Origin of the sequence: Undibacterium sp. TC4M20W, assembly GCF_049340245.1 — a bacterium.
In the GTDB taxonomy this organism is placed as follows: Bacteria; Pseudomonadota; Gammaproteobacteria; order Burkholderiales; family Burkholderiaceae_D; genus Undibacterium.
The window spans coordinates 18965-37145 of record NZ_JBMPPI010000046.1; the positions used below are offsets into that span (position 1 = coordinate 18965).

Consider the following 18181-nt stretch of genomic DNA (forward strand, 5'->3'; position numbering starts at 1 on the left):
AGATGATTGATTTTTTGGCCTGTCTTGTATGTCTGTCTTGTACTCCTGGCGCGGCAAGACAGGCTGGAAAATGATCAAACGGGCTTTACGCTTCCAGCGTAAAGTCGTTGCCATTCATCTGCCACATCCCCCATGGTCTTGTGCTCGCCATTGATGATCCAGGCCATGAAGTTGCGGTCAAGCTTGAAGTCAGCACCGCATTCAGCACTTAAAAAGCGCCTGACGTTTTGCGTGTTCTTGTAGTCTTTATCGACGACAGTGGTGCGTGAGATGTCGAGGCTGTGCCAGTCTGTTTTCATGTCTTATTCCTTTCTGCGTAGTATTCAAATTCTCATCAATCCTGTTGACCCCTCTCCTGGCCTTCTCCCAGTCGATGTGAAACCGTATCCTTTTCTATACCTTCAAGTAACCGTGCGTGAGCTGCGGCATTACCTGACTTGACCCAGGAGTGAAAAATGAAACCTGCAAGCAAAAAAATGATGCCGCACAGGTAGTACAGCACGAACATATATCCAAAGCCGCCATCAAACTGCAAAGCAGGAAAAACCACAGGCAGTATGAAACAGCACAGGCCTGACACATAAAGCAATAGGGCGACCAGGGGGATGCCAGGTTTTTTCATTTGCACAGGCTTGTCATATATTCACAACCAGGTGCGGGTCAAACTGCGCATTCTCCATCCTGCCATTGTGCAGGGGATAGCCGCAAGGGTTACAGATGACGCGGCATTTTCCCAGGCGATAATCAAAGCTGTCATGCATGTGGCCGTGTATCCAAAGATCAGCTTTTTGCGCCAGCACGTCTAATTCAGAAGCAAAGGCGGCGGATAGCAAATCATCCGCATAGCGCGGCGCTACCGACTGTATCGACGGTGCCATGTGGCTGACGACGACAGTGCGGCCCTCAAAGCTGGTATTGAGTCTTTTATTGAGCCAGGATTTTTGTCGCGCATGGATGAGTGCGGTGTCCGCTGCTTCCAGTTTGCGATAACCTTGTTCAGCCAGGGTGATGCGCTGATAATCGGGCATCAGGTCGGCAGCCTCTGTCATGGCGTAGGGACGCTGCTCTTCGCCAAACAGGCAAAAATCTGTCCATAGCGTTGCACCCAGAAAGCGTATGTCGCCTATCTGGTATTCACGGGCATTAAGAAAGTGCACATTGTCCGTAACCTCACAGGCGCGGGCAACATCAGCCTGCATGTCTTCCAGGTTTTTGCCATAGGCTTCATGATTGCCATGCACATACAGCACAGGGATGCCAGCAAACTGTTGCGCTGCCCAGCTCACTGCCTTGCTGCCGCTGTGGATATCGCCGGCCAGCACCACCACATCAGGCTGGCTGATGGCAGGGTCAATAAGAGGTGCGGTATCACCCCAGGCTTCAAGGTGCAGGTCAGACAGGATTTGTATGCGCATGAGTGCCTAGCGTATAGTATTGATTTTGCATTATAACAAGTGAGCTGTTATTGCATTTGCCAAGTGCAATTATTATCACATCATGTCTGAACTAGTCATTCTCACCACTTACTTCAACCCCTGCCGCTATGTCTCGCGCAGGCAGAATTATGATGTCTTCATGCAGGGCATGCGGGCGGCTGGGGTGACTTGTATTACCGTTGAATGTGCATTTGGCGATGCGCCTTTTGAATTGCCTGCGGCACTGGATGTCTTGCAACTGCGTTCAGCCACCTTGCTGTGGCAAAAGGAAAGGCTGCTGAACCTGGCAGCATCCTGGTTGCCTGCCACTTGCCGCTATGTGGCCTGGCTGGATTGCGATATCGTGTTTGAGAATAAAAATTGGGCAAGCGAACTGGTGGCGGTGCTGCAGCAATACCCGGTGGCACAAGTGTGGGATAGTTGCCTGCGCCTGGAGCAAGATGGCGGTACAGGTGCCGCGCCCGACCGCGTCCGCTCTTTTGCTGCCGTCATGCAGGTGCAACCTGCTACCTTGCATGCGGGGCGTTATGATACCCACGGCCATACCGGTTATGGCTGGGCCATGCGACGCAGTCTTTTTGATAGCGTGGGTCTGTATGAGGCGGCGATTTCTGGCAGTGCAGATCATTTCATGGCGCATGCGATTTATGGCGACTATAACTTTTGCATACAGAATGCCTTGAAGCATGACCGTGCGCAGATACAGCATCTGCAAGCCTGGGGCCAGCGCTTTTATGAACAGGTGCAGGGCAGGCTGGGTGTGGTGGCTGGTGAAATCCGCCACCTGTGGCATGGCGAGGCACAGCACCGTCGCTATTTCCTGCGCATGCATGAGATCACCGACCTGGGGTTTAATCCCTGGACGGATTTGCAGCAGCAGCCAGGACGCCCGCTGGAGTGGCATGCCGATATGCGCAAGCCGCGCCTGCGCCAGTATTTCATTGATTATTTCCAGTCCCGCCGTGAAGATGGCGAACAATCCCAGCTACAAAACAGTCCCTTGCCGTGAAAGAAAATTATGTCTAATTACGACCTCAGCTATGATTATGCAGCCTTGCTGGATCCTGCCCTGTCAGATATTGATGTCGCCATCGCGGGTCTGAAGCTATCCACCCAGGCCACCAAGGAGCAGATCGCTGCGCAAAGCGCCTTGCTGGAGCAGCAACGGGCCGCGCGCAAGCAGGCGCTGGAAGGGCAGGTGGAGCGCGTGTTGCCGGATTTTTCATCGGCAGCACTGTTGGCGCTGGAACAGCATTTCCCTGGCTTTGTCGATGATCTGGTGCGCGAGACCTTCCGGGAAAACCGCAAGATATTGGGCCTGTTCAGCCGTTCTGGCAGCGACAATGCCATGATCATTTTAAAGACCCGCCTGGCTTTTTTCCTCAACCACCAACAGGGCAGCTACTTTGATGCGCTTGATGAGCAAGTGACGGCCGTCAAGGGACTGATACAAAACCTGGAACAGTTGTACTACAGCGACCTGGACCTGTTGCAGGCGCTGGAAGAATTGCGCGGCCTCAGTGGTGATATCCCACCAGCCATGCAGCGCCAGATACACCAACTGGCCATGCAGACCCGTGAACTGGCCGCGCGTCGCGTCAGAGGGGAGGCACCAGGGCCAGCGGCTGAACATGATTACCCTGCCAGCGATATGACCAGTAACTATAGTTATGACGATAACCGTGCCTGGATTTACCTGGGTACGGTCAGCTATACCGACAATGCTTACTATGGCCACGACGATACCCGCAGTGATACCCGCAGTGATTCCCGCAGTGATTCCCGCAGTGATTCCCGCAGTGATACCAACAATGATACTGCCACTGACAGACCACAGGCACCTGACTGTGACGATCAGCCGGGTGCCAATGATGTGCCGATTTGCGTGCCAGACCGCCAGCAGGGCCAATCTGCCCTGATTACGGACATGGGCAGCGCAGTTATCTTGACGGACGACAGTCTGGGCCGGTTTTCCTGATGTAGCATTTTTCTGGTGGACGGCCACTTCCAGGCAGTGATTGTCGCGTTTTTACATCGCTGTCCCCTGGCTGAGTTGAGCTTGCCACTGGGGCAAGACTGGCATGGCACATAGATTTGCAATCTGCCAGCCAGTGTAAGCCTGAAAATATGTTGCCCTTGTACAGGCGGGTGCTAAGATCATCGTGATTGCTCTTTGATTGCCGAATGATATGTCATCAGCCCCGCTATTTCGTATATTCCGTATCCGCGATATCACCTTGAAAACCCGCCTGACCGTGGCGGTGGCGATTTTCTTTGTCCTCTCCCTGAGTTTGCTGTATGCGCTGGCTTCGTCTGTATTTGAAAGCGCATTGGAAAAACTCATCGTCGCCAGGCAGTCCAGCCTGATCGCCAATCTGGGCAATGAAATTGACCAAAAGGTAGAACTCCGGAAAAATGCCCTGATCCGTCTGGCCAGTGACCTGGGATCAGGTGACATCAGTGAGCAGAACGTCCAGAGCTTTATCGAGCGTTATCACAGTCTTGATGGCTTGTTTGATAATCTGGCCGTGTTTGATGTGCGTGGTGACATCGTGGCCAACATGGACAACCCCGACACCAAAGGCCAGCTCAATATCAGCAGCCGCGACTATTTTCAAAGGGCGATTAAACAAAAAAAGATCACCATATCGAACCCTTTGAAAAGTGGCCTGTCCGGGCGGCCTCTGGTCGTGGTTTGTGTGCCTGTCTTTGACCCCAGCGGCCATATGCTGCTGGTACTGGTGGGTACCATAGAGCTGACGCAGGACAGCTTTCTGGCTGACCTGGCAACCGCCAAAATCGGTGAGCAAGGCTATTTTTATGTGCTGACGACCGAGGGCGTTTTTGTAACGCATCCTGATCACAGGCAGATATTAAAAAACAGCCGCGAATCACCAGACAAAAACCAGATACCCGAAACTGCATTCAATGCACTGGAAGGTAGTCTGACTACCAACGACAATACCAAAGATGAAGCCATACTGAGTTACCGACGCCTGAAGTCGGTAGGCTGGATGGTTGCTGGTGTATTTCCTACCAACGAAGCCTTTAGCATCGTCGCCAAAGTGAGGCGTGAAGCAGTCTTGCTCAGCCTGGCATTACTGCTGAGTTTGTTGTTGCTGGTCTGGTGGTTCATGTACTGGCAACTCGCGCCTTTACAAAAATTGCGCGATAAGGTCAATAATGCCGACGCCAATTTTCTGGTGGAACAAGCAAGCAAGGAATATCCCAGAGACGAAATAGGCGACCTGGCCAAGGCCTTTGATGATGCCATGATCAAACGCAGGGATGCCGAGGCAGCCCTGAGCGCCAGTGAAAAGAAACTGCGCCTGATTGCAGACAATATGTCAGCCTTTATCGCCTATGTCGATTATCGCGAGCAATATACTTTCGTCAACAAGCGCATAGAGCACTTGTTTGGTCTCACAGCGCAACAGGCGATAGGACAGACCATCAAGCAGATTTCTACTCCGGAATTTTATCGCCAGACTAAACCATATGTGACCCAGGTCTTGAATGGGGAATGGACTTGCTTTGAGCGCCGCATCGAGCGCTATGGTTATTGGGAGTGGGACAGGGTGACCTATGTGCCAGACTTTAACAAGGCCGGCCAGGTCGATGGCTTTTTTGTACTGGTAGAAGACGTCACCGAATTCAAGCGCGTGCAGGATGATCTGACGCGCAGTGAAAAACGTGTACGCACCATCACCGACAATGTGCCGGCGATGATCGCTTATGTCGATGCCAGCGAACGCTACCAGTTCTGCAACCGCAATTACGGCCAGATCCCCGGTCTCGAACCTGCACATCTGCTGGGTAAGACCGTGCGCGAAGTGTTTGGTGAGCAATCATATCTTGAATTGAAAGACAATATGCAGCGTGCCCTGCATGGCGAAAAAATCTCGTTTGAACGCTATGCGCCTGAGCGTGATATCAAGCGCTTTTTGCAGTATGAATACGTGCCCGACACCAATGCCGAGGGTGCCACCCTGGGTTATTATTCCATGGTCATCGACATCACCGCACGCAAAGAGGCAGAGCTCAAACTCGCTGCCAGCGAAGGCCTGCTGCGCACCATTGCCGACAATATCCCAGCCTTTGTCAGCCTTATCGATAGTGAAAACCGCTATCAGTTTGTGAACCGCCCGTATGAAACCTGGTTCAATCTGCCCTTGTCCGAGATACGCTGCCAGCCGGTATTATCGCTGCTGTCTGGCGCCATGCAGCAAGAACATCACGTGCATTACAAACTCGCTATGGCAGGTGAAAAAACCGAATTTGAAACCGAGATCAGCGTCGCGGGCAAGACCGGTCATTACCATGCCACGTATGTGCCGCAATATGATGACAACGGCAAAGTGGTCGGTGTCAATAGTCTCATCAACGATATCAGTGACGCTAAGGCTGTTGAGAGACAGTTGCTGGCCCTGGCCAGGTTTGACACCCTGACCGGCCTGCCCAACCGTAACCAGATCAATGAAAGAATGGAACAGGCCAGCGCCCGTTCACAACGTACAGGCCGCCTGATGGCGATGATGTTCCTGGATGTCGATAAATTCAAGAGCATCAACGACAGCCTGGGCCACCATGCCGGCGACCTGGTCTTGCAGGAATTTGCCAGCCGCCTTAAGCACTGCATACGTCAAACTGATCTTGCAGGCCGCCTCGCAGGTGATGAATTCGTCATCGTACTCGAAGGCCTGAACATGCATAACGAAGCCGACATGGTCGCCAGCAAAATCGTGCAAGCCATGACCACGCCTTTTGATATAGAAGGCAAACCCCTGATGGTAACCACCAGCATAGGTGTCGCGATTTCGTCAGAACATAATTCCAATGCTGGCGAGATGCTGAAGAAGGCGGATGAAGCCCTGTACCTGGCCAAGAAGGCGGGGCGGAATAATTTCAAGGTGTTGCAACTAGAGTAGGGCTTGCCTTATTCCGGGAGACAAGTCTACTCTCAACTGGCGAGTATTATCCAGCTAGCAGTGCCTTCAGTGCTGCCTTGCCTTTTCCACCGATCTGCATATCACGCAGGGCTGCCAGAGTATGTTCAGGCAGAGTTTGTTTCACTTCAAGGCGTAATTCGTGCAAAAGCTCCAGCAGGGCTGCCATGTCTTTAGGAGGTGATTGTGGGCTTTGTGTCACCATGGTACAGAGTAGTTGAAACACCAGTTGTGGTGCCAGTACATGGGCACGTGCTGCCGTCGCCAGGCTTTTGGCATAGCGGCTGGCCTTGACTTGTGGCGTTGCCAGCAGGCCGTGAATGGCGCTGGCAAGAGCTGTTGCGTCGAGACGTCCTTCCAGCCAACTGGCGACCAGGGCATCTATCGCGACTGCAGTCTGGCCAGGCTCTTTACCCGCCAGTGTAAAGGCCAACAGCATGATGGCGCTGCTGCTCATGGGTACTGTGGGGTCAAGCAAGAGGTTCAGATAAGCCTTGTTATACCACGCTGCTTCCCACCAGTCGAGATTGTTGGCAATGGCATGGGCACCTTCGGCAAAGACGGCTTCGAGGCTGGAAGGTATCATGCTGGCCGACCAGCGAATCTGGCCCTCATTATTGCCACCAAAACCTTCTGTGCGATGGAAATAGCCTTGATCCTCTATAACCTGGGGGTGACGCAAGATACTCAGATAAGCCTGGTCTATGGCCCTGGGTGTTGGTGTGGTACGCAAGTGACTGTGATAGAAGGTGTAAACTTCATTCTTGCTGACCTCTATCTCAAAACGATAGCGTGCAGCATGCGCGCCATCTGGCCCAAAGTCACCATATAACTGGATGAGGTTGACATCGTCTTCATCCGGGTAACGGGCGCGGGCGGCGGCGATATACAGGGAGCTGTCCTTGCCTTTGGCAGGTATGCTGACTTGTGAGCCCAGGGCGTAGCGCAAGGCATTGTGATAAGGCGTGTCCGGCAAGCTGGCAGCTTGCTCGCGCAGGCTGGCTTCATTACTTGGAGCCAGACGCAAGAGGCTGAGTACCTGCTCTTGCAATGGTTGTTGCAAGCCTAGTGCATGTTGCTCGCGTGTTCGTTCTATCAAGATGGCAGGGTCTATATAGCCACGTTGATGACTAGGTGCCGCGATTGGTGGCACTGATTTGCCCTGCGCCAGGATATCCATCAAATCGTCAGTGCGCTGACAGATGACGCTATGCACATCGAAACGGCCTTTGGTAAAACTGCTGGAGGGCGGCAGTCTTTCTGCTTCAAATATAAATACCAGCAGGCGCGCCAGTTCACGCGCCAGTGGTTTGTCCATATTGCGCCAATTATCCGAACTGGGTTTCAGTTTTTGTGCGCGTTTCAGTACTGGAGCAAAGCGTTTTTTATCATCAGCAGAAAATGGTGCCAGCTTCAACAGGGCATGGAGGACGGTTTCAAAACAGTCAGTGTCATCATTGTTTTCAAAGATATAGGCGCAGGCTTCGATGAGTGCGTCAATATCACTGATGATTGGCAGGGCGCGGCTCTCTGCTATGGGCGATGGCAGAGGTTGCAAAATGGGTAATGCCTGCGATATCTGGATAATGGCTGATGGCTTGGAAGTATCAGCAGCAGGAGTTCCCAGTAAAGCCATCAAAGCATTACGGTTACTGGCTGCAACCTGGGGTAACAATTGCCTGGCTTGCTCTTGCGTAGCCGCATCCATGCCCCATTTACTCAGGCGGCTGATGATTTTCTTTTGCATGTCTGCTGCTTCATGCAGTAAGCCAAACACGGCAATAGATGCCGCTTCCTGCGCCAGGCTGGCATCTTTCAGTATGATCTGGTCGAGCAATTTCAGGGCGGCATCCACTTGCGCCTTGACGGCAGATGACAACAGGGGTTGCAGCGCTGTCAGCAAGGCAGTATTGCTGATGGCGTCTGCAGCCTGCAAAGTGCCCAGCACCTTGAGCGCCATGCTGACAGTAGGCGGGATGCGGCTGTGGCACAGACCCAGATAGCGTTCGTTGAAAACGCGCATTTCTTCTACTGTTGGTGCCAGTGCATCATGAAAGCGCGAGAACCAGCCAGAGCGGAATTGTATCCAGTCTTTTTCCAGCGCACCCAGGGTTTTATCCAGCAACAGCTCGCGGCTATACACGCCTTGCTGGCACAAATTCAAGAATAACTGTTGCCAGGTGTGGGCAGAATTATGAGTATATTTATCGCGCCCGGCCAGACTGATATCTGTCGTTCCCTCGATATCGAACAACTGCAGCAATGGGCCTTGCAATAATTCTGGATCGTGTTTTATCCAGTAAGCTACATCGGGTACGCGGTCTGAATGTATTTCCTGGCTCAGCAAACCCAGGAGGTAATTGTCATGTGTGGGGCGTTCTGCCAGGCCACTGATTAGCAGGCTTTGTATGATACGAAAACTTCCCTGGTTACGCGACACCATATTTGATACCAAATTTTCAGTCGATGGTGGTGTATAGGCTTTCCATAATTCGACCAGTTCTTCTGGCTTGATAAAAAACATCCAGGAATTTTCAGCAACATCATTTGTCGTGCAACATAAAAAGATCGCAGAACGCAGGCATTGCCATTGCTGGGCAGTGACATTGCTGCGCCAGGCAGACTTGCTCATATCCATGGTATAGCGTGACTTCTCCATGACTTTGTTCATGCGCATCACACTAGTTCTGTGTTGCGACCACTGAGTTTTGTCATGCGCTTGCAGATAAGCCATCATGCCTTGGTAATTACCTGCAACTACAAATTCTTCGAGTGGAGTCTTGGCTGCGAATGCTGCTTCAATTTTTTGTTCTGCCATGGGTATCCTAATTTTCTGTCATTGCTTCAACTGCCAGTACATGCTTGCAAGGCCCGCGCAAACCTTGGTGCTTGGCATACCAGGGACAGGTGCAACGTAATTCACCGTCAACTTCGCGCACACGGTGCTGGATATCTGCGCTCTGCACGCTGGCTTCAAGTGGCTGTTTTTTTATGATGCTGACCGCATTGTCTTTTATCAGTTCACGGGCAGCAGCCAGGCGTGGGTGCAAGTCTTCTGCCATGCCTAAATCCAGTGGTAGTACTCGGTGGAAGTAACTGCCTTCTGTTACATCAAAACCCAGCAGACCAGAGACGCCGAGTATACGCAGGCTGTCTTCTATGCTGGCTTGCGGTAAATCCAGTTGCTCTGCCAGTGCAGGGACTTGCAATGAAGATTGCCATTGCAAGAGAGCGCGCAGGCGGGGCAGAGCATCGGCGTTCTGCATATTCATCAGTGCGCGCAGGGCCTGGCCTTCGCCAGAAAAACCGCGCCAGACTTCGGCGCTCAGGGCCAGCGTCAGGCGGGCACCAGAAAATTGCAAGACCCAGGCACTGGCTTGCTGCGCTTCGTCAGCAAAAATTGCCATGGACTTTACGCGCGGCAGCAAGGCTTCCAGCACACGCAGACGGGTGCTGTCGACCAGGCGTATGCTATTCGGTTCTGGCCTGGTTGTGGTGCGCAGGCCAAAGGGGCCATGCGATATCCACAGCGGTGTCTTGCTGGTCGATGTCTTGGGTAAAGAGCGCAAGAAACGCAGGGCTTCAGCTCCGCTGACTTCAACGATCTTGCGCATGCCAGCCTGGTAAGATTGTACTTCCAGCATGCCACGTATCCAGCGCAGTGGCAGTTCGACTTTTTTCTCGACAACGCTATTGCCACCGACATGCAGGGTAAATGCGTCCTGTCCGACTGAAAGTGCCAGACCTGATGCATCGCGTACTCTTGCCAGCGCTGCCCGCATGGGAGCATTGAAATCGACGTTGGTCGTGCCCTTGCCGACGATATCACCCTCATAACTGTCCGGCAGCATGTCGACACGCACATAGGCGCTGCAACAGGAAGAGAAACCTTCAAAACGCAAGATACCGCCGCCAGATGTAACGACTGGGTCAGCCAGCATGAGGTTTTTTGCCAGGGTATTGGCAGGTGTGAAAAAGCGTGAACCGACGATGATATGGACAGCAGTCAGCAATTCAGCCGACAGGCGCGGCTGCTTCAGCAGACCTTCAAAGAAGTGCGGGTGGGCGACTGCTGCTTTGTCGTCACTGCCAGATGTGGCCAGTTGCAGCCTGGGCCTGACATCGTTTGTCAGTGCCGAGGCTTGCAGGTAGTGGTAGGCGTGTGCTTGAGTAGTCATGGGCGCTAGCATATCGCTTTGTGTAGCGATTGTCATCGCGCCCGCGCCTCAGTATTTTTATTCCTTTTTCTGAAGCAGCTCGAGTATGCTGGAAAAATCCTTGCCACCAGCACCGGTCTTGCTATGAATGCCGTACAGATTGCGCACTGCTTCACCCAGCGGGATACTGGAATTGCTACCCAGCGCTGCCTCGGTTGCCAGGCCCAGGTCCTTGAGCATCAGATCTACGCCAAAGCCACCGGTGTAGCCGCGTGATGCGGGTGCATTTTCCATGACGCCGGGGTAGGGGTTGTACAGTTCCAGCGCCCAGTTGCGGCCTGAGCTTTTGCTCATGATGTCAGACAACACTTTGGGATCAAGTCCGTTAGCCACACCCAGTGCCAGCGCCTCTGCCGTGCCTGCCATGAGTATGCCTAGCAACATGTTATTGCAGATTTTGGCGGTTTGCCCTGCACCATGTTCACCAGCGTGGAAGATGTTCTTGCCCATGGCGTTAAGCACTGGGCGGGCGCGTTCCAGGTCTGCCGTGCTGCCGCCGACGATGAAGGTTAGTGTGCCTGCTGCTGCACCTGCTGTACCGCCTGAGACTGGCGCATCCACCATTGCCAGCCCACGTGCGACTGCTGCTTGTGCGACTTTCTTGGCTGATTGTGGGGCGATGGTGCTGCAGTCTATGATCAGTGCACCATCGGCGATGTGAGCGAGTATGCCGTCATCGCCGAGATAGAGGCTTTCTACATGGCGGCTGGCGGGCAGCATGCTGATGACGATGTCCGCGCCTTCTATGGCCTGTTTTGCGTTGCCTGCGGCTAGTGCACCGGCGTCTGCCAGTGTTTTGAGGGCAGTGGGGGAGAGGTCGAAGACGGTGAGTGGGTAGCCTGCCTTGAGCAGGTTAAGGGCCATGGGGGCGCCCATGTTGCCGAGGCCGATGAAGGCGATTTTGGATTGGTTTGACATGTGGTTATCTCCTTGTTTTACGTGTTCTTTGTTCAGATTGGCGGGCGTTTTCCGTAGGTTGGGCTACGCTTTACCAGCCCAACACTCGGCCTTGCAATAACGTACGTCGTTTTTCAACCGCACAGTGTTGGGCTGATGAGGCGTAGCCCAACCTACGAATTGCAGCTTCATTGATACTTACGCAGCTCTTTTTTGTATATTTTCAATCACACCCAAATCCCGCAATGGATGCTGCTCTGCGCTCCAAAGGCGCGCAAAGTAACGCTCACCATCCTGCGGCTGCAATGCCTCCAAACTACCCGGCAACCATTGCGGTTTCTGATCCTTATCGACAATCAAGGCCCGTATCCCTTCCGCAAAATCATGGCCTTGCGCACAGGCGAGTGCTGCAACCAACTCCATGCGGAAGATTTCTGCCAGCGACAAATGCTTGCCTCTTTCCTGCAGGGCATGTGCCAGCCAGGCAGAGGTCGGGCTGCCTTTTTGCAGGCTGCTGACGGCTTTTTGCAGCCACACATCGTCGTTCAACAAGTTCACATCAAGCTGGCAGATATTGCCGATGATGGTGCTCAGGTCAGCGGCACTGCACAGTTGATTGATGAGATCAAAATGCTGGCGCAATGGCCCGGCGCTGCTGACCAGGTTGGCATTGCGTTGCTGCTCATGCAGGATATGGCTCAGGCGCAGATGGTTGTTTTCTGCTTGTGTGCTCCATTCGCAGGCTTGTAGGCGGGCCAGCAGCTCTGCCTTGCTCTCGTGCGGCAATTGCAGGTCGGCCAGCTTCACAAATACGGCGTCGCTGGCATTGATGTTGGCACCTGTCAATGCCAGGAATAAACCCAGCTTGCCCGGCATACGGTTCAAAAACCAGGTGCCGCCTACGTCGGGGAACAGGCCAATCGCAATCTCAGGCATGGCGAGGCGGGATTTTTCTGTGACCACGCGGTGGCTGGCACCGGCCATCAAGCCTATACCACCACCCATGACGATGCCATGGCCCCAGCATAAGATGGGTTTGCGGTAAGTATGGATTTGATAGTCGAGGCGGTATTCCTGTTCAAAAAAATCCAGGGCATAGGCATTGCCGAGCAGATCGTCCTTTTTATCGGATGCATGATGCTCGCGCATGCTGGCGTACAGGTTTTGCAAGTCGCCGCCTGCGCAAAATGCTTTCTCGCCAGCCGCTTGCAAGACCACCATGGCAATGCTGTCATCTTCATCCCACGCTTGCAATTGCTTGCCCAGTAATTGCACCATCTCTTTGGACAGGGCATTCAGGGTTTTTTCTGAATTGAGGGTGGCCACGCCTAGCTGCATGCCATTGGTGGCAGGCAGGGTGTGGAACAGGACTGGAGCATCGCTCATGCATTCCTCCACACGGGTGGACGTTTTTCCAAAAAGGCAGTGACACCTTCTTTTTGATCGGCGGTATCAAACAGGGCCAGGAAGGCTTCGCGTTCTTGTGGCAGCACGGTGTTCATCGGTTGCTGGCGTGCGCCTTGTATCAGTTGCTTGCATGCCTTGACGCTGCTGGGGCTTTGCTTGCCAACCTGTTTGGCCAGGGCCAGTGCGTGTTCCAGTGCGCCGCCGGTGGCGACGACTTCTTCTACCAGACCTATGCGCAGAGCAGTGGCAGCATCGACACGTTCACCGCACAAGATCAGGCGCTTGGCCCAGCCTTCGCCGACCAGCCAGGCAAGATTTTGCGTGCCGCCAGCGCAGGGCAGCAAGCCCACTGCGGCTTCTGGCAAGGCCATTTGCGCCTGGGTTTCGGCAATGCGCAAATCACAGGCAAGTGCGCATTCCAGGCCACCGCCCATGGCGTAGCCATTGATGGCAGCGATGGAAACACCACGGAAGCGGCTCAGGGTTTCAAATGCTTCACCAAAGCGGCGTGCCATGTCCAGTGCCACGGCCTTGTCGCCATCGGCAAACAGCTTCAAATCTGCGCCGGCTGAAAAGAATTTCTGGCCTGAACCTGTGATGACGAGGCTATAGATATCTGCATCAGCATTAAGGTCATTGACCAGTTGCGTCAACGCCTGCAAACCCGCAGCCGTCCAGGTATTGGCGGGCGGGTTGGCCAGGGTCACCAGGGCAGTGTGACCTATGATCTCGCATTGTAGGTTGGTGTAGTTAGCGTACTTGCTCATAAAAATTCCTCGCTTGCGGGTTGGTTTAGCATGTGGCGGGCGACGATGACGCGCATGATTTCATTCGTGCCTTCGAGTATCTGGTGCACCCTGACATCGCGCAGGAAGCGCTCCAGCGGGTATTCACGTATATAGCCGTAACCGCCGTGGATTTGCAGGGCTTCATTGCAGACGGCAAAGCCGGTGTCGGTCGCCAGGCGCTTGGCCATGGCGCAATACACTGAGGCGTTGTCGGCCTTGCTGTCGAGCTTGCTGGCTGCCAGTCTGACCATCTGGCGTGCGGCCACCAGCTCGGTTTGCATGTCGGCCAGCTTGAATTGCAGTACCTGAAAATCAGACAGTTTTTTCTGGAACTGCATGCGCTCATTCATATACGCTTGCGCACTGTTGAGGGCCGATTGCGCTGCACCGATAGAGCAGGTGGCGATGTTGATGCGGCCACCGTCCAGGCCACGCATGGCGATACGAAAGCCTTCGCCTTCTTCGCCCAGCAAGTGGCTGCGCGGTATGCGTACCTGGTCAAAATTGACAGTGCGGGTGGGCTGGCTGTTCCAGCCCATCTTGTCTTCTTTTTTGCCATAGCTTATGCCGGGCAAATCTGCCGGTACGGCAAAGGCAGAGATACCGCCTGCACCATCACCCCCCGTGCGGGCCATGACGACCAGCATATTGGTGGCACCTGCGCCCGAGATAAAGGCTTTGCTGCCATTGAGGATATAGCTGTCACCATCCAGACGGGCGCTGGTCCGCAGTGATGCCGCGTCAGAGCCTGAGCCAGCTTCGGTGAGGCAATATGAAGCCAGTTTCTTGCCTGCGGCCAGCATGGGTACCCATTCTTGCTGTACTTCTGGCGTGCCCCAGTTGGCGATCATCCAGCTTGCCATATTGTGTATGGTGATGTAAGCCGTGGTCGAAGGGCAGGCGCGTGCGAGCTCTTCAAACACGATGGCGGCGTCCAGCCGCGTCAAACCCAGCCCGCCCAGTTCTTCTGGCACATACAGCCCGCAAAATCCCAGCTCCCCGGCATGGGCGATAACGTCCAGCGGGAAGTGGGAAGTGGCATCCCAATGCGCGGCTTGCGCCGTCATTTCATGGGCGGCGAAGCTGCGGGCAGATTGCTGGTAGGCGCGCTGGTCTTCGTTCAATTCGAAATCCATATTATCCTAGCCCCGGTAGTTGACCGCTATTGGCAGTCAATAGATGAAGTAGTGTATTAACCATTGTTCGCTTTCAATAAGGTGTGACATGCTGAGAGCGCTACAAGTGCAATTGCACACTTTTCCAGCTCCCTGCCGTTGTTGTTCCTCCTAGCAGACGCTAGTCTGCGTCGTCGTCACGCCTAGCCAGGAAACTGGAAAAATGCACACTTGCACTTGTCCAACTACCGTGGCTAGGATGCCTCCCCTTATTTCAGCGAGATGGTCGTATTCACCTTGCCAGCGCTGACGCTGTCATCAAACCAGCGTGCCGTGATGGTCTTGGTCTGGGTGTAGAACTGTATGACCTGCTTGCCATAAGGTCCCAGGTCACCGAGTTTGGATGCACGTGAACCGGTAAATGAAAACAGCGGCACAGGCACAGGAATAGGCACGTTGATGCCGATCTGGCCTACGTCGATATCTTCTTCAAAGGTACGTGCAGCAGCGCCAGACTGGGTGAACAGTGCCGTGCCATTGCCGTTAGGGTTGGCGTTGATGATGGCGATAGCGTCGGCCAGCGTATCTGCCTGCATGATGCACAATACCGGGCCAAAGATTTCTTCTTCATACACACGCATGCCGGGCTTGACGCCAGTGAACACTGTAGGTCCAACGAAGTTGCCATGCTCATAGCCTGGCACTTGCGGCGCACGGCCATCCAGCACCAGTGTCGCACCTTCAGCAATACCTTGCGCGATCAGGCTTTCTACCCGTTCTTTGGCGGTGCAGGAAATGACCGGGCCTATGTCGGTATTGGCTTCAGCACCCGCATTGATCTTGAGGCTGCGGGCGCGGTCCAGCAAGTCTGGCACCCATTGATTGGCTTCACCAACCAGTATCACCACGGACAAGGCCATGCAACGCTGGCCAGCAGCACCAAAGGCAGCACCGGCAAGGTTGTTAAGGGTTTGTTCTTTGTTCGCATCTGGCAGGACGATGGCGTGGTTCTTGGCACCCATCATGCACTGCGCACGTTTGCCCGCCAGCGTCGCGCGGTTATACACATGTGTGCCTACGCGGGTGGAACCGACGAAGGACACGGCCTTGATATCAGGGTGGTCGCAAATCGCATTGACGATGTCTTCACCACCATGCACCACATTCAGCACACCAGGTGGTACACCAGCCTGCATGGCCAGCTCAGCCAGGCGCATGGTAACCATGGGGTCTTGTTCGGACGGTTTCAGGATGAAGGTGTTACCGCAGGCAATCGCCATAGGGAACATCCACAGCGGTATCATCGCCGGGAAGTTGAAAGGGGTAATGCCTGCGCACACGCCCAGCGGCTGGTTCAGGGTATAAGTATCAACGCCGCTGGCAACGTTGTTGGCGATTTCGCCCATTTGCAGGTTGCCGATATTTGCCGCATGCTCGACCACTTCCAGGCCGCGGAAGATATCGCCTTCAGCATCGGCCAGGGTCTTGCCCTGTTCGGCTGTCAGCAACGCTGCCAGCTCGGCCATGTTTTCACGTATCAGTTGCTGGTATTTCAAAAAGATGCGGGCGCGTGTGCCTATCGCTGTCTTGCGCCAGGTCTTGAAAGCGGCCTTGGCAGCATCGACTGCGGCCTGCATTTCTTCAGGTGTCGTAAACGGCACATGGGCCAGCACCTGTTGCGTGGCCGGGTTGATCACATTGCGCCATTGTGTGGATTTGGAGTCTATCAGTTCGCCGTTGATCAGCAGTTTGACGTTGGGGACCTTGGTAAGAGTAGCCATGATGCTTTCCTGTACTTTCCTGATTGCGCACGGACAGACGGCGGGCCACGCCCGCAACAACAGCCGCACTGATGCCTGAAAACAAGATAGTCGCCACGTATAGAAGCCTGCTGCAGCAACCATCCTGACCATGGGCATACGCCGTGTGGACGCACACCCGCCACGCACCTTCCGTACGTGACCAGACCTTGGAAAAACAGTGAAAGAACAATATTGAAGACAAGCACCCGCCCGCCATCAGGCGTGCCATGCCATATCCCAAACACCGCCTTCCGCAATGTTTTTCTCAGCGATCAACAGGCCGGTATCCGGGCTTGCAAGTCTTGTTACATCGCCTTCCCAGTCATGCATGACCAGTGGCGTGGATGATGTAACCGCACTTGCTTACCGTTGCGGAGGCAGCAGGGGCTTGGGTCTTGATCGCTGTCACTTGCTAGTGACAGCGATCAGGACGACCACTTTCCCGTTTAACACAGCCCAAGAGATTGGGCTATGCACCTGTTATTTTTAGAATAGCACAAGAATTGACGTTAACGTAAACGTTAATTGGTGAAAAAAATTCAAGGTGAAGTTAAAATGGGTTTTGTTATTTTGATATTAATCACATGGAGAGCTGAATGGCTTATGCAAGCTGAATTATTTTCTCAAATAGGAATAGATGAATATATAACCCGGCTAGGCCAGGAACCGATTTGGTATAAAGTCGATGGCTGGACTGCGACGATAGAGTTGATGAATAAAATGGGTATAAAGAATGTAGAAGCGAATCCCAACTATGCATCAGCAAATTATTTGAAGAGAAATCTGATTGCAAACATACAATCTGGTGGCGAGCCTATTGTATTTGGTCTGGATAGTGCAGGAAAAATTGTCACCTTGAACCAGATTCCTCCTGAACCTCAATAAAGCTTTTACCCCCAGTCAGGTTGATGCGCTTAAACGAGAATTTTTAATGAGACTGAAGAATACAGCAACTCTCCTGACTTTGGCGACCAGTGATGATCATGAGAAAATCATTGCAGAGCTCGCCCAGATACTGAAGTTACTCTCGCTGGCGCACAAGAAAATAGCACAAACAAATCTGCTCTTGCATTACTTTGAAAGAGCAAAAGAAGAGGGTGGGGAAATCGTCGTTGTGGGAGAAAAAATAGTTGAAATTGGTAGGCAAGATATTTCATTTGATATCTGCGCCAGAAAAATTGTTGCGGAGTCTCTGGCAAATCCTCAGCGAATCGTGCGCCAGTTGAGATTATGTGATGTGCAGGTCTTTGATCTCGAAAACCCTGATGTTGCAATAGGTATTGATGATGGAGAGTTGACTGTCAGCTACTGGCAATGGCTGGATGAAGTTAACTATACTGAAGCGCAATTTGCAGCTCATGTATTGGCACTGAAAAATGAATTTAGAAAATATGTGATCCTTGCTGAGGTTTAGCACAACGGTTTTAGCGAGTACTTTATATAAACAATTAAGGAATCTCTGATTAAGTCCCCGAGCAATGATTCAGAAACGGTAATATAAGCTTATTTTCCATTGAATCATAAATACCATGAGACAGACAACATTTGCCGAAGGTGGCTTTGAACGCTATGC

General features: G+C 53.2%; 15 protein-coding genes and 1 riboswitch. Of the genes, 5 read left to right on the forward strand and 10 right to left on the reverse strand.

Going from position 1 to position 18181, the window contains the following annotated elements:
- Positions 1–74: 74 nt before the first annotated feature.
- The 3 genes from ACO0LL_RS29110 to ACO0LL_RS29120 are packed head-to-tail and all read right to left on the reverse strand — an operon-like array spanning position 75 to position 1415.
- Positions 75–299 (reverse strand): DUF6434 domain-containing protein, encoded by a 225-nt coding sequence (locus tag ACO0LL_RS29110; protein WP_422954321.1) that lies wholly within the window; start codon positions 297–299, stop codon positions 75–77.
- Positions 300–334: 35 nt separating this feature from the next.
- Positions 335–622, reverse strand: a complete 288-nt coding sequence (locus tag ACO0LL_RS29115) for a hypothetical protein (RefSeq protein WP_422954322.1) — start codon at positions 620–622, stop codon at positions 335–337.
- 13 nt (positions 623–635) lie between these two features.
- Positions 636–1415: a metallophosphoesterase gene (locus ACO0LL_RS29120; RefSeq protein WP_422954323.1), complete on the reverse strand. Its 780-nt coding sequence runs from the start codon at positions 1413–1415 to the stop codon at positions 636–638.
- Between the two features lie 82 nt (positions 1416–1497).
- Here ACO0LL_RS29120 and ACO0LL_RS29125 point away from each other — a divergent pair, with 82 nt between their 5' ends.
- From ACO0LL_RS29125 to ACO0LL_RS29135, 3 genes are all read left to right on the forward strand, one after another.
- Positions 1498–2445, forward strand: coding sequence for a glycosyltransferase (locus tag ACO0LL_RS29125; protein ID WP_422954324.1), 948 nt, complete (start codon positions 1498–1500; stop codon positions 2443–2445).
- A gap of 9 nt (positions 2446–2454) precedes the next feature.
- Positions 2455–3414, forward strand: a complete 960-nt coding sequence (locus ACO0LL_RS29130) for a hypothetical protein (RefSeq protein ID WP_422954325.1) — start codon at positions 2455–2457, stop codon at positions 3412–3414.
- Between the two features lie 211 nt (positions 3415–3625).
- Positions 3626–6364: a diguanylate cyclase domain-containing protein gene (locus tag ACO0LL_RS29135; RefSeq protein WP_422954326.1), complete on the forward strand. Its 2739-nt coding sequence runs from the start codon at positions 3626–3628 to the stop codon at positions 6362–6364.
- A gap of 46 nt (positions 6365–6410) precedes the next feature.
- On the opposite strand, the gene ACO0LL_RS29140 is transcribed toward ACO0LL_RS29135, so the two are convergent.
- The 7 genes from ACO0LL_RS29140 to ACO0LL_RS29170 form a co-directional block, all read right to left on the reverse strand.
- Positions 6411–9200: a DUF6493 family protein gene (locus tag ACO0LL_RS29140; RefSeq protein WP_422954327.1), complete on the reverse strand. Its 2790-nt coding sequence runs from the start codon at positions 9198–9200 to the stop codon at positions 6411–6413.
- A gap of 7 nt (positions 9201–9207) precedes the next feature.
- Positions 9208–10560, reverse strand: a complete 1353-nt coding sequence (locus ACO0LL_RS29145; protein WP_422954328.1) for an SWIM zinc finger family protein — start codon at positions 10558–10560, stop codon at positions 9208–9210.
- Between the two features lie 57 nt (positions 10561–10617).
- Positions 10618–11517, reverse strand: a complete 900-nt coding sequence (gene mmsB, locus ACO0LL_RS29150) for a 3-hydroxyisobutyrate dehydrogenase (RefSeq protein WP_422954329.1) — start codon at positions 11515–11517, stop codon at positions 10618–10620.
- Positions 11518–11694: 177 nt separating this feature from the next.
- The gene (locus ACO0LL_RS29155) at positions 11695–12882 is read right to left on the reverse strand and encodes an enoyl-CoA hydratase/isomerase family protein (RefSeq protein WP_422954330.1); all 1188 of its coding nucleotides are present in this window, start codon (positions 12880–12882) and stop codon (positions 11695–11697) included.
- Positions 12879–13670, reverse strand: a complete 792-nt coding sequence (locus ACO0LL_RS29160; RefSeq protein WP_162059894.1) for an enoyl-CoA hydratase — start codon at positions 13668–13670, stop codon at positions 12879–12881. The genes ACO0LL_RS29155 and ACO0LL_RS29160 overlap by 4 nt, the downstream gene beginning before the upstream one ends.
- Complete coding sequence (locus ACO0LL_RS29165; protein ID WP_422954331.1) at positions 13667–14827, reverse strand: acyl-CoA dehydrogenase family protein; 1161 nt, start codon at positions 14825–14827, stop codon at positions 13667–13669. The genes ACO0LL_RS29160 and ACO0LL_RS29165 overlap by 4 nt, the downstream gene beginning before the upstream one ends.
- A 248-nt stretch (positions 14828–15075) precedes the next feature.
- A complete protein-coding gene (locus ACO0LL_RS29170) occupies positions 15076–16587 on the reverse strand; it encodes a CoA-acylating methylmalonate-semialdehyde dehydrogenase (protein WP_422954332.1) in 1512 nt (503 codons plus the stop codon).
- A 282-nt stretch (positions 16588–16869) separates the two neighbouring features.
- A riboswitch (cobalamin riboswitch) is annotated at positions 16870–17104 on the reverse strand.
- Between the two features lie 32 nt (positions 17105–17136).
- Between ACO0LL_RS29170 and ACO0LL_RS29175 the strand changes: the two genes are divergently transcribed.
- Both ACO0LL_RS29175 and ACO0LL_RS29180 read left to right on the forward strand, forming a co-directional pair.
- Entirely contained in the window at positions 17137–17493 is a 357-nt protein-coding gene (locus ACO0LL_RS29175; protein ID WP_422954333.1) for a hypothetical protein, read from the forward strand.
- A 46-nt stretch (positions 17494–17539) separates the two neighbouring features.
- Entirely contained in the window at positions 17540–18022 is a 483-nt protein-coding gene (locus tag ACO0LL_RS29180; RefSeq protein ID WP_422954334.1) for a hypothetical protein, read from the forward strand.
- Positions 18023–18181 lie beyond the last annotated feature (159 nt).

What these genes read in the sequence shown, in the direction of transcription:
- ACO0LL_RS29155 (WP_422954330.1), bottom strand. Translation starts at nt 12,882, where the DNA reads ATGAGCGATGCTCCAGTCCTGTTCCACACCCTGCCTGCCACCAATGGC.
- ACO0LL_RS29115 (WP_422954322.1), bottom strand. Translation starts at nt 622, where the DNA reads ATGAAAAAACCTGGCATCCCCCTGGTCGCCCTATTGCTTTATGTGTCA.
- ACO0LL_RS29135 (WP_422954326.1), top strand. Translation starts at nt 3,626, where the DNA reads ATGTCATCAGCCCCGCTATTTCGTATATTCCGTATCCGCGATATCACC.
- mmsB (WP_422954329.1), bottom strand. Translation starts at nt 11,517, where the DNA reads ATGTCAAACCAATCCAAAATCGCCTTCATCGGCCTCGGCAACATGGGC.
- ACO0LL_RS29125 (WP_422954324.1), top strand. Translation starts at nt 1,498, where the DNA reads ATGTCTGAACTAGTCATTCTCACCACTTACTTCAACCCCTGCCGCTAT.
- ACO0LL_RS29160 (WP_162059894.1), bottom strand. Translation starts at nt 13,670, where the DNA reads ATGAGCAAGTACGCTAACTACACCAACCTACAATGCGAGATCATAGGT.
- ACO0LL_RS29110 (WP_422954321.1), bottom strand. Translation starts at nt 299, where the DNA reads ATGAAAACAGACTGGCACAGCCTCGACATCTCACGCACCACTGTCGTC.
- ACO0LL_RS29130 (WP_422954325.1), top strand. Translation starts at nt 2,455, where the DNA reads ATGTCTAATTACGACCTCAGCTATGATTATGCAGCCTTGCTGGATCCT.
- ACO0LL_RS29140 (WP_422954327.1), bottom strand. Translation starts at nt 9,200, where the DNA reads ATGGCAGAACAAAAAATTGAAGCAGCATTCGCAGCCAAGACTCCACTC.
- ACO0LL_RS29145 (WP_422954328.1), bottom strand. Translation starts at nt 10,560, where the DNA reads ATGACTACTCAAGCACACGCCTACCACTACCTGCAAGCCTCGGCACTG.
- ACO0LL_RS29170 (WP_422954332.1), bottom strand. Translation starts at nt 16,587, where the DNA reads ATGGCTACTCTTACCAAGGTCCCCAACGTCAAACTGCTGATCAACGGC.
- ACO0LL_RS29180 (WP_422954334.1), top strand. Translation starts at nt 17,540, where the DNA reads ATGAGACTGAAGAATACAGCAACTCTCCTGACTTTGGCGACCAGTGAT.
- ACO0LL_RS29120 (WP_422954323.1), bottom strand. Translation starts at nt 1,415, where the DNA reads ATGCGCATACAAATCCTGTCTGACCTGCACCTTGAAGCCTGGGGTGAT.
- ACO0LL_RS29165 (WP_422954331.1), bottom strand. Translation starts at nt 14,827, where the DNA reads ATGGATTTCGAATTGAACGAAGACCAGCGCGCCTACCAGCAATCTGCC.